Annotated in this window: 12 protein-coding genes and 1 tRNA gene; 10 read left to right on the top strand and 3 right to left on the bottom strand. The window is 55.2% G+C overall.

Annotated features, from left to right (window positions below):
• Positions 1 to 262: 262 nt before the first annotated feature.
• A tRNA-Arg gene (locus SH287x_RS08985) sits at positions 263 to 336 on the top strand.
• Between the two features lie 136 nt (positions 337 to 472).
• Positions 473 to 1,126: a hypothetical protein gene (locus SH287x_RS08980; protein ID WP_479518367.1), complete on the top strand. Its 654-nt coding sequence runs from the start codon at positions 473 to 475 to the stop codon at positions 1,124 to 1,126.
• Between the two features lie 239 nt (positions 1,127 to 1,365).
• Here SH287x_RS08980 and SH287x_RS08975 read toward each other — a convergent pair whose 3' ends face one another.
• Positions 1,366 to 1,821, bottom strand: a complete 456-nt coding sequence (locus tag SH287x_RS08975; RefSeq protein WP_479518366.1) for a hypothetical protein — start codon at positions 1,819 to 1,821, stop codon at positions 1,366 to 1,368.
• A 115-nt stretch (positions 1,822 to 1,936) separates the two neighbouring features.
• Between SH287x_RS08975 and SH287x_RS08970 the strand changes: the two genes are divergently transcribed.
• The 5 genes from SH287x_RS08970 to SH287x_RS08950 all read left to right on the top strand — a co-directional run bounded on the left by SH287x_RS08970 (position 1,937) and on the right by SH287x_RS08950 (position 5,185).
• Complete coding sequence (locus SH287x_RS08970; RefSeq protein WP_479518365.1) at positions 1,937 to 2,152, top strand: hypothetical protein; 216 nt, start codon at positions 1,937 to 1,939, stop codon at positions 2,150 to 2,152.
• Positions 2,153 to 2,401: 249 nt separating this feature from the next.
• The gene (locus SH287x_RS08965; RefSeq protein WP_479518363.1) at positions 2,402 to 3,289 is read left to right on the top strand and encodes a hypothetical protein; all 888 of its coding nucleotides are present in this window, start codon (positions 2,402 to 2,404) and stop codon (positions 3,287 to 3,289) included.
• Between the two features lies 1 nt (position 3,290).
• Positions 3,291 to 3,533 carry a hypothetical protein gene (locus tag SH287x_RS08960; protein WP_479518362.1) on the top strand — a complete coding sequence of 81 codons (243 nt, stop codon included), beginning with the start codon at positions 3,291 to 3,293 and terminating at the stop codon, positions 3,531 to 3,533.
• Between the two features lie 118 nt (positions 3,534 to 3,651).
• A complete protein-coding gene (locus SH287x_RS08955) occupies positions 3,652 to 3,834 on the top strand; it encodes a hypothetical protein (RefSeq protein ID WP_479518361.1) in 183 nt (60 codons plus the stop codon).
• A gap of 112 nt (positions 3,835 to 3,946) precedes the next feature.
• Positions 3,947 to 5,185, top strand: a complete 1,239-nt coding sequence (locus SH287x_RS08950) for a hypothetical protein (RefSeq protein ID WP_479518359.1) — start codon at positions 3,947 to 3,949, stop codon at positions 5,183 to 5,185.
• A 165-nt stretch (positions 5,186 to 5,350) separates the two neighbouring features.
• On the opposite strand, the gene SH287x_RS08945 is transcribed toward SH287x_RS08950, so the two are convergent.
• Positions 5,351 to 6,661, bottom strand: coding sequence for a DUF927 domain-containing protein (locus SH287x_RS08945; RefSeq protein ID WP_479518686.1), 1,311 nt, complete (start codon positions 6,659 to 6,661; stop codon positions 5,351 to 5,353).
• A gap of 247 nt (positions 6,662 to 6,908) precedes the next feature.
• Positions 6,909 to 7,178, bottom strand: coding sequence for a hypothetical protein (locus SH287x_RS08940; protein ID WP_479518358.1), 270 nt, complete (start codon positions 7,176 to 7,178; stop codon positions 6,909 to 6,911).
• A gap of 1,287 nt (positions 7,179 to 8,465) precedes the next feature.
• Here SH287x_RS08940 and SH287x_RS08935 point away from each other — a divergent pair.
• From SH287x_RS08935 to SH287x_RS08925, 3 genes are all read left to right on the top strand, one after another.
• A complete protein-coding gene (locus tag SH287x_RS08935) occupies positions 8,466 to 8,972 on the top strand; it encodes a DUF1360 domain-containing protein (RefSeq protein ID WP_479518685.1) in 507 nt (168 codons plus the stop codon).
• Positions 8,926 to 9,348 (top strand): hypothetical protein, encoded by a 423-nt coding sequence (locus tag SH287x_RS08930; protein WP_479518357.1) that lies wholly within the window; start codon positions 8,926 to 8,928, stop codon positions 9,346 to 9,348. The genes SH287x_RS08935 and SH287x_RS08930 overlap by 47 nt, the downstream gene beginning before the upstream one ends.
• A gap of 693 nt (positions 9,349 to 10,041) precedes the next feature.
• On the top strand, positions 10,042 to 11,100 hold the full coding sequence (locus SH287x_RS08925) for a hypothetical protein (RefSeq protein WP_479518356.1): 1,059 nt from the start codon (positions 10,042 to 10,044) through the stop codon (positions 11,098 to 11,100).
• The last annotated feature ends 60 nt before the right edge of the window (positions 11,101 to 11,160 follow it).

The following is an 11,160-nucleotide window of genomic DNA, read 5'->3' as shown; positions in this document are numbered from 1 at the left end:
CACACCGACCCGGAAACGGGTCTAATACGGATCCTAGGATTTAACGGCGTTTTGTGCGCCATGTTTGCTGGTTTGGGCAAGTATGCTGTACGCATCTTTCAATGCCGGTTGATTTCTGGGAAGCGTATAAACAGGCTCTTTTGCCAAAGCCAAGTTGATTGACTCTCGCCACGATCCTGAGATACTGATGACTCTTGGTGGTCTCAGGTTGTGAATGTTTCTGTCGCCTGTATGCCCAGGTCGTCTTCGTAGCTCACAAATCGTCTCCGTAGCTCAACTGGATAGAGCGTCGGCCTCCGAAGCCGAAGGTTAGTGGTTCGAACCCACTCGGGGACATTTCTCCTACGCCCACCGATTGCTGGGACTGGTGTATCGGTCTGTCCTCTGTGGATGACTTGGCAGTACGGCTCGAAACTCCTGAAAAAGTGGTAGTCCTACCACTTTTGTGGGAACATCGAGGATCGCATTCCTCTTGAAGAAGGGCGACAGGCCCAAGACCCCTGCCGTACCACGTCTCACGCTTCACAAATCTTCCGGCCAGGCCCGTGTTCGCTTTCAGGGACGTGACCATTATCTCGGTCGATACGGAAAGCCCGAAACCAACGAGCGCTATGCCCGGTTGATCGCTGAATTGGCCGTCCAGCAACAGCAGTGCCGGGCCTCGGCAACTCCTTCTGGCCCCCTCAGTCTTGTCAAAGAGTTCGAACCGAAATTCCTGGAAGCGGCTCAAGTGGTACTGGGATATGCTTCGGCTGATGTGACGCAAGTCTATTCTGAACCGAACCTTAGGCTGGCCACTGCGGACGCGGGAAGAGAAGGACGCGATCTGGACCATTTGCCCGCAGCCAGTTCGCAATCGACCGGGAGACCGGAGAATGCGAACTGGACTAGAGCCGAATTCAAAGCCTGTTGCCGGTTGTTGGTGCTGCTTGATGTGACGCTGATCCAGGCGGCGCAGAACGTGATCCCGGTGGCCGCGACGGCGGCGGAGAGCATTGAGGGGCTGCGGACTTGGGCCAGCGGGCGATGCCTGTCGGCCCAGCAGCTGGGGCTGTATCAAGCAAAGCCGAATCAAATGGGGGCTGGTTCTCGCCGGAAAGTCAATCGCGACTCGTCGATGAACTGAAACGAAACGGCGGGAATCCGGCTGATTGAAAAGGCCGAAACGCTCGCCATTCACAGCCCTTCCATCAGCTCGGCGAGCGTGATTCCCAGCAACTGGGCGATGGACTCGAAGTTCCGCAGGGCGCGTTCCGTTCATCCGTTTAATCTCGCCAATGGTCTAAAGATAAAGGTAACCAGACGCCGGCCAAATGAAAGTGATCTCAGAATCCGGTCGATCCGCCACTCGGGTTGACCGCCTTGTTAGCGGCCCTGTTTCATTCGGACGCGAAACCATGTGAAGATTTGCTTGAGGTCGACACCGACACCGCTGATTGTTGGTCGAAGTATCAACGCATCGGCGAGCGCACCCTTTTGACCGCGTTGCATTTCTTGCGAAATCTGGAACTGTGAGAGTTCTTTGCCGTCGCGGATATCCGAAAACATTCTTTCGATCAACGTGGCGACATCCGATGTTGATTTGCATGCGTCGCGCAATGGAACCAAAAGCATCGGATGTTGTTTACCGTCTCCATTGCTTTCGGCCATTTCCGCGTTGCGGAAGTCGTGCGGGTTTCTTGTTGTGACGAGTATGGCCGGAAGTATCTTGTCAGCGGGCTGCCCATTGACTTGATGCCACGAAAGAACCTCATCAACGAAATGAGAGCCAACAAGCCCGCGAAGAACAACGGAATTGTTGCGAGAGGCTTGATCAGCCATGCGGTCGAAGTTCTTAAAGAGGACTTCACCGAGTGGTTCATCCCATCCGTAGTCAAGCAAGTACACGAAATAGCCACGCTGGGCGTCAGCCGGGATTTCGCCGAGTGAATGGATCATGAGTCCCATACTGCGATTCACCTTTGTGCTGGCCGCTAACAGATATTCGACCGCCGAAGTGCGGAAGAAGATTTTCGCAGTTTGGCGGCGTGGCATAGCCTTGTCAATTTCGATGCGTCAGGCTGTTAAACGAGTTGAGACGGATCGCTGGTTGATTCTCCGTGATGCTCCTCACAACGCTCCCATGCGATGCCGCAGTCGACACTATCGCTGAATGACCGATTGTCTTGAAGGGGTCATGCCTTCGAGTTTCCACGGCCCAGTCTGGCCTTCTGGTCACTGACATCACACATCACTACATCCCCAACGCCGTTCGGTTCCCTCACCCGGATCGAACGGCGTTTCGTTTTAACACCCCATATTCCTCACGAAAGGCAACCTCAGGAGTGCATCTCTGTTGGATGAACCTCGCACGGATTCGGCACAGCAGTCGTCCGCTGCGTCTGAGCGGTTACGGGGCACGATGGCCGCTGTGCGGCTCAGCTTCACGTGGCTCGGCACCCGCAAGTCGCTGACCGTGGAACAGAAGGCTCAAGCGGCGGAACCGTTTGGAGCCGCTGAGAAGTTCCTGTCAGCCGGCAAGAAATTGTTCGATACGTCAGCACCCGCTTATCGGAATGTGACGGCCGTTCGCAGCCAGATCCTTCAGTACTGGAAGAGCAATTCTCTGCCGTTCCCCGAACCCGGCTTGCGACTGATCCGGAAGGAACGGATCAACGCCTTCGAGGCCCAGCTGGAAGCGTTCCGCGAGGAACTCGATCGGGCGGTACGAGAACTGGTCGTCGAATTCGACGACCTTAAGCGGCAGGCCCAACAGCGGCTCGGCTCGCTGTTCGATCCCAGCGATTATCCCACGGCATTGAGGCACGAGTTCGCGGTCGCATGGGATTACCCCAGCGTCGCACCTCCAGAACACCTCCAGTCGATCGCTCCCGAGCTCTACGAGCGGGAATGCGCCCGGGTCTCGGCCCGGTTTGAAGAAGCGATCCAATTGGCGGAGACGGCATTCCTGGACGAGTTCAACGGCCTGGTCTCGCATCTCTGCGAACGGATCTCCGGCAGCGGAGATCAATCCTCCAAGGTGTTCCGGGATTCGGCCATCTCAAGACTGCACGAGTTCTTCCAGCGGTTCAAGGAACTCCAGATTGGTTCCCACGACCAGCTCGAAACCCTCGTCCAGCAGGCCCAGGGGCTGCTGAAGGGAGTGTCGCCGCAGGCGCTGCGGGATCAACCCAGCTTGCGGCAGCAGCTCTCCCGGCAGATGGGAGCGGTGCAATCGCAGCTGGATCAACTTCTGGTGGATCGCCCGCGTCGTTCGCTGATTTGCCCGCGCATGGCTGAGGAGGCCTGAGATGGACGTTCCCCTCCTCATTCAGCCCGATGGATCGGTGATCACCCTCTACACAGAAGTGATCGATCTGGCGGCCCTGGGGCTGCTCCAGATCGAACGGGCCAGTGATGTCGAACCCGACAGCACTGGCCACTGGTGGGCCCAACTGCGGGAAGGACCGAAGCTCGGGCCCTTTGATCATCGGAGCCAAGCCCTCCAGGCCGAAGTCGACTGGCTGCTGGAGCACCGCCTTAAGCACCACTGACTCGCTCTCCCCATGAACGTTCTTCACTCCCCGGTTCTCGTGGCTGCTTCGGCAGGGCGAGGGCCGGGGAGTTTTTTATTGCTCGAAACCACACTGCTCTCGAAAGGAGCCTCTCTCCATGACTCGACGTGAACTTGAACGGGCCATCTCCGAAACGACTGGTGATGACCTGCTGACAATCCACCAGCGGGGGTTCGAGCTGATCGATCTTTCGCCCCCGTTGGCGGACGACGAACTGCTGGATCTCTACCTCGATTGGGATGCGCTCCAGCTGCATGTTGCCAATCGCGGTCATGGCTGACTTCCCGCCAACTGATTGCCAACCGAACCGTCCCGCTTCCGCCCTGACCCGGTGGGAGCGGGTCGGTTGTTTTTCAAAAAGTCTCCCTCCTCCTTTGATCGAAAGGGATTGCATGCTGCTGTTCACACGCGGCGAGGCTCGCCGGGCGCTGGCTGTCTTTCGGAAAGCGGGACTGATCCATTTCTCCCGCAAGATCCAGCCACCGGTCACATTGATGTCAACGGGTTCCCAAATGCAGATCGGCTGCACCACCCAGGATCATGGGATTCTCTGGGAACGTGAGATCGATTCCGAAGAAACGCGCTCTATCGCGTCATCAGAATGTCGTCATCGGGTTACGGTCTCGGCCAAGCTCCTCAAGGAATGCCAGGGGCCAGATGACGAGATGGTCTCCCTGATGATCGATCAGGACATCGTGAAGGCGAGTTGGAACTCTTCGGGGTTCGAGATCGAACGCGAGTTCCCCGTCTTGGATGAACCGGAAGAAGGCCTCTGGGGACATCCTCAAGAATACTTCTCCTGTCCGCCTGAATTTCTCTCGGCTTTACGGCAGACAATGGCGATGCGCGACGATGTCACCTCCCGCTATGCCCTGGGCTGTATCCAACTGAGTGGTTCCCGTCAGCGACTGGTCGGCACGGACAGCCATCAGCTGCTGATCCACCAAGGGATGCAGCTTCCCTGGAACGAGGATCTGCTTGTCCAGGGAACGGATGTGTTCGAGGCTCCGGAATTTCAGCGGGATCAGAAGGTTCGGATCGGCCGGACGCAAACAAACCTGGTGCTGAGGCTGGGACACTGGACGGTGGGGCTCAAGCTCACCACCGAGTCACGTTATCCCCAGGTCGATCTGGCGATCCCCGCACTGAGGAGTGACGCCACCCGGCTGGAACTTCATCCCCTCGATGCCTCGCGGTTGGAAGAGTTGCTGGTTCAGGGGCTCAAAGCCCAGGCGTCCCCATCCTCCACAACTCATCAGCCGTTGACGGTGGATCTCACCGGTGACGAGCCGGTTGTCCGTCGCCGCACCAACCACTCTCAGAAGGCCACGGAGATCCGTCTGACGCGTTCCTCCCGTTATGGCCAGCCGGGGAAAGTCTGCCTGGAAACTCGATTTCTCGTATCGGCACTGGCCATGGGGTTCCAGAGACTGGGGTTCCATGAAAGCGGCTCGCCGATCCGGTGGGATCATCACCAGCGGCTCTATATCCACATGCCACTCAGTCCCGACAACCTGATCCCGCCGGGAGATCATCAGGTGATCTCCACGGAATCGGAACGGTGCTGCGAAGCCTCCAGTCCGCGAAACCGGAAGGAACGGCAGGTCACACAAATGGCCGCCTCCCCCTGATGCCATCGCGAGTGAGGACCAGGGAACACAAAGAGGGAGTGGCAGGATTTCCCGCCACTCCCTCTTTTTTAGCTCCCACGACAGGCTGAATTTTCGCCGTCCGTGAGGGGATCTTCCTTCACCCCTCGATTTCCTATCGCGCAGTGCGCGCGAAATGAGAAGGGATTAAGTGGTCAAGGGCCGGGACACCCGCTTGGAGAGTCGTGAGGCCCGTTTGACACGAGGCGGTTTCCCAGAATCAGGAGCTTGTCTTCCCTGCAACCCTTCAAGAATCCGAATCTCGTACCACCATGTGATCACCCCGTTGACACGCTTGCGAATTTTAAACCGACCAACGGGCTTGGCGGCCTCCCGGGGGGATTGGCGAAGCCAGCCCCGCTGCTTGAAAGCCATCAGGACAGAGTCAATCTCCCGTCCAAATCGAGATCGAACAAACCCTTCGAGTGCCTGGGGAGTCACTTGGAGAATTCGCTTCTCTGGGTCATAGCTCCAGGAATCGGATCCAGGAGTCTTGGATCCGCGATTGGCCAGCTGAGCCGCTTTGTGACAAAGCGCATCGTAAATCTCCTGGGCCTTGTCCGACTGTTGCAGGGAACCGTAGATCTCTCTCCGCAGCGGCTTGATCACATGCCTTAAAACCGGTTTCAACATTGGGAAGCAACGACGCAGTAATCGTTTGGCCAACCGCACCAGCGCCAAATGTCCGACCAGCGAGTCTTCGAGGGAATTTTGGCCGGGTGCGAATCGCCGTTCGGCTTGTTCGAACTCCAGATACCACTCCTTCCAGGCGGGCCATTGGGATTGGTGATCCAGAAGGAATTGAACGAAGATCCGTCCCGCGTGACCGTGATGGCTCATGGCCAGGCGTTGCAGTTCTCTGGCACACTCCGCTTTTTCGGACGACTGCTCGCCGAAGGGGAGTTGCGAAAACTCCAGGACCCGCCGCATGGCTCCATCCTTTTGAACAGCGGCCAACGCCGAACTTTCACCTGTCAGGAAGGCCACTGTCCGGGAGGTTTGTTTGGAGCGTTGTCCGACGCGGGCTCTGTGGGATCCGTTTCCGATCGTGTAGATCAGCTTTTCTAAAACTTCCTTTTCCTTTTTCCCTAAATAGCTGCGCTCGTCGATGAACAATGGCAGGTCACGATAAGTCGCCGCGAGCTCCATCATCGCATTTTCCGTGCGGTTGAAATCATGCAGCAGCCCCGTCTCCGATCGGGGGGCACCCCAGGCGGAGGCTGCAATTTTCAGCGCGATCGATTTCCCGCATCCCGCCGGCCCCGCCAGACTCACGCAAAAAGCCGGCCTCTCGACAATCTTCAAGAGTGGCGTCACAAAGCTGGCCACCACCAAAAAACGCAGCACGGGATATTCCGCGGCCTGTTCAACCATCTCCAGCCATTGCTTCTGAGTTCCTGACGTTTGGAATGCAGAAGTTCGCTGTCCTCGTCGAACGGAACGATGGCCGAATTTGATTGAGGATCTTTGGCACCTCCGGAATCCCGGAGGGCAAGGTGGGTCGATCCGTACTGGAATTCATAAGTCGCGGGTGTGGTCGGTGAGGAGCTGGGAATGGAGACCGCGTATCCCCAGACCGAACGATCCCGATGACAGGGCCATTGATCTCTAAACTCCATGATCGCCGCGTCAAAGTAACGCCGGAGCATTTTTGAATTCTGCTCGTTGACTTGCACACGAGAATCAATGAGATCCTTAATACCTTTCAGGCTCTGCAAGTGATGGATCGGTACCTTCCACTGGCATGCACGAGCAGGAGAAGATTCCGGCGGGGCCGAACTCCCACGCCCGGTGTTTCACCGACGATGAGCACGGGCGTGGGAGTGACGAGTGTTTCGCCCTGAAAGAGACCTTGGGAAGTTAATTGGTAACCTTGAGGAACCGCAGGGAATAACGTTCCCTGCCAGTCGGGAAAGACGAGGGGGAGTGACTTCAGCAAACTGTCTGGAGAGGCGCATTTTTTTTCTTGAGACAAAATTCAGGACTCCTGAAAGGCGAATGGATTAACTGAATTCAAAGGATGTCACCCAGCGCATTCGACGAACGTAGAATCGCGACTGCGGGTGAACTGAAAATTGCATTCGGAACGCGAGCTCTAGACACGGGCCTAATTACTTAGGGACACGTGTCCGACGCAGAACCGGGGGCTGACACTTCAACCACTTCAACATGGAGCAAGACTGCAAGACCAAATGTTGAAAACAGAGTGTCAATCCCGCTGAAAAAGCAAGGACATGTTGCCATCAAAAACGTGAACAGAATGCCTGTCGTCAGACAGCCCTCAATTGACTGGGCCATCTTCGCTGCCGACACAATCCCAGCGGTGTTGAACCGGGCCAACCGCTGCCCATTATCTGACTTAAAGAACCGAATCCCTTGCTCTGGCAAAAGGCCGACATCTTCATGGCCTCCCAGAGGCCGTGTGCAGTCGCGGATGATCAAGCCGTCCAAACCACGACTCACCGAATTTAGAATCGATCCCCTCGGGGAGATCCTCCGAAAACAACTTTTCTGGAAACATCCTTTCTTATGTTTGAAATGACACAGACATTCGTCGCAGGGACTGACCCAAGCCGACACCCTCTTACTCCAGGAAGAACGTTTCGCTCCACTGCGGCATTGGTTTTCAATCGGGCATGAGACGGCATCAGCCTGCCTGCTGAACATTGAAAATGCCGCCCCATTGTACTGACCAACAAATTCATTTTCCTCTTATATTTAAATATTGCCGTAAATATATCTACTGAAAGAAGTTGCGCTCATCAGCCGCAAGCCGGTGGTTGAGTTTTCTGAGAATACTGGATCTCGCTATTCCCTCGTTAAGTGGGTCGGAAGGAAGTACTTTAAGCAAAGTGATGCGATGTATTTTTTTAGTAAATCCCCTTCCGTTGATAGGCAATGAGGTGGTGGGTTCAGTGCTTCGGTAAGGCTTTGAAAGCCGTTCAGGTTCGGTGTGTTCCCCGAAATCTAGTCATGGACGATCAAACCTCAAAATAGGGAGACTAAACAGGTCGTAGCGTCCGACCACGGCAGACATTGAAAGTCCAGCCAACTTCAAAACGAAACCGTGATAAGGCTGCATCTTTAAATCCTCGCTTTGTTCACGGTGAAGAAATGAAGGGAGGATCCCCCTGCGGGTACGATGAATGTCCCCTTTGCCAGAGCCCGTCGAGATCTGGCGGCATGGCAAGATCGCCGCCGGGTTACGGGACGGCGTCGAGAAGGCCCGAAAATGGGCCCAGGAACGCGTTGACGCCGCCTTATTGGAATCCTGGGCCACTTTGCCGTTCCGGAGCCTCCTGGGGCGATTTATGCCGTTAACTGCCCCTTCTGCTTTTCGGTCTGGGTCGCCGGCTTCTTTTGGTTGTCGGCCGCGATTCTGCCGGGCTGGGCTCAGCCTGTCTTATTGGTGCTGTCTGGGGCGTTGGCGACCAGTCGGCTGGCCAATTTCTTGAACGACCTCTGCAAAGCCCAGGGCTGGAACCTGACACCGCATACGGATGTCACCGATGCCGAGATCACCGCAGCGGAGAAAGCGAGGACAGAGACCGAGGCCACCTTCGACATGTTGGCTGACCTGGACTTCGATGTTGATAAAGAAAGACAGGCAATGGCGAGAGAGCTGCGAGCGTCTCGACCTTGCGTTACCTGCAGCGGTCAACCGAAACCAGAAAGCGATAGCGACGATGCCGAAAACGACCCGGATCGAAAAACAGAGTCCGATGGATCAGATGTTGAAGCGACTCAAGATCGACCCGACAAGTTTTGATTATCTGCTCGTCGGCGATGGCAGCGGCACGACCTGGAAACATGCCTGCGGTTTCGCTTCGGTGCTGATCTCGAAACGGAACCGACGAAAAGTCTTTCATGGCGGTTTCAATTTCGGAACGGTTAATGTGGCCGAGATGATGGCCTACGCGCTGCCGCTGCTTTGGCTGAGCCAGAATCTGCCGAAGCATTATGAATGCGCGACGCGCAAAGGATCAGACAACCCCTGGCACGACTCGACTGCATATCGTGACCGATTCGGAAATTACCGCGATGGGTGGTCAGTACCCGCTGCGTCGCAAAGCCAACATGCCGCTCTGGGTCATGATGCAGCGTTGTTGTATGGAGGCTGGTTTAAGAGTGACCTGGCATCATGATCGACGAGATCAGACCGATCTTAATCGCTTCAGTCACAACTTAGCGAATAGCAGTCGTCTCTGCATGAAAGCCGATCAGGAACAGATCGAAGCCGCGATGAAGAAATTGCAGCGACAGAATTTGCAGGGCCTGACATCGTTTCGAAAGCAGAAATGAATCTGTAAAAAGTTTTGAGCAGATCTCGGGAGCAGAGAATGCGGAACGGAAGCTTCGGTTTTCGTTTCGCATTTTCGTTTCTGGTTCTTCAGAAACTGAAAATTGCGAACAGAGCAGGAATCAGAAACAGACTTTGGAGCGGATTTATATGGTTTCGCATCTTTAACGTTAAAGACGAATTTATTGGTTTTCGAAATCCGGATCTGAAACGGATTCGAAACAGAAATGGGAACAGAATTGAAGAAAATAAAATCGAATTTCGAAACGAGCGAAGCGAGTGAGAAATTAGAAAAGCGACGATAGGAGCCTCTTTATGACCCGAATGGGGAATAAACGAAATGAAATTGAAAACCGTTTTGAGAATTCCAAATTTTCGTCTTTAACGTTAAAGACGGAGGAGAAAATGAGAAAGAAAAATCGCCATGCCGAAATCCGATAAAACTGCGAAATCTGAATCTTCGAAATCGCTGAAAAAGGCGAAATCGGCGGTGAAATCTACTCCGAAACGGGAATCGAAATCGAAGAAATGGCCGCCGTTGCCGACGCCGATTCTTTTTCGCGACGGTCCGAAGAAATTACACCCAGGACTTACGAAATCCACGATTTGGAAATACGAGAAATACAAATTTCGCTGGGGTCTGCCGTATCTGCTGACAGCCGAAGATCGGTATTTCTATCCGCAAATTCTGAAAGATGTTTTGCGTCCATTTGCGTTGCCGTTGCCGTCGCGAATTGTCGAGCTGGCGGTGACGCGGGCGAGACATCTGCAGTGGTTCCAATCTTTCGGGTTCAAGACGACTCCGCGACGAGCGACTTACGACTACAACTGCCCGCCAGCAGGTGTCGGTTTCGCCAAAGCTCGCGGTCAAATGGTGCTGCGATGCCACAGGATGATCTTCTGTCCCTTCTGTGCAATTTCCGAGGCCTACGAGCTTTATCATCGCTGGCTTCATTGTGCCGCCGTTTATGACAGTGTGCTGTTCGAGCGGCGGGAGCTGCGACTCTATACCTGGAAAACGCGATATTGGGATCTGACAGCGGAAGAAGCGCTTAGTCAGTTTTATTTCCATTGCGCCGATCATCCCTTCCGACATAAAGAGATTCATCCCTGGTGTTCCGGGGCGACGCATTGGCAAAGCCTTTATCCGGATCCCGATGCTCCCGCAGTTTCTGAAGGGAAGCACAAAACCCTCGCAACCGATTGGATCGGCGAACGTCGCCTACTGCTCGATCTCGGAATCAGCGATTTTGCGGAAAGCCCTCCGCCGTATTTTCGTTACGGGGCTCCGACCGATCCGGTTCGCTATCAGGCGATTCGAACCGGCCCCGAACATGAGGAGACCCGGAAAGTGGCGATACAAAAAATGATCACAAAGCTCTGTCGCTATCCCGGTTCCCTGCTCGATGCTGATCACTGGCGGGCTGTGGCCGCCCTTTATATCACTTTTTATCCGCCGGACCGGAAACGCAAAGGCAGTCGGTCGCTGCGGATACGAATCGGCCATCATGGAAATCTCCGTTTGAAAGGTTCCTCCACCAATGCCCCGACCTACCAAGCTTCCCAAGACCCGTTCTCAGGTCTACTCGGACAGTGATCCCGTGATCCTTCTCGGGGCCGACACACATCTCCAGCACAGCGCCTGGGTTCGAGAACC

Source organism: Planctopirus sp. SH287 (assembly GCF_056500625.1).
This window is presented reverse-complemented; position numbering and strand designations above follow the sequence as displayed.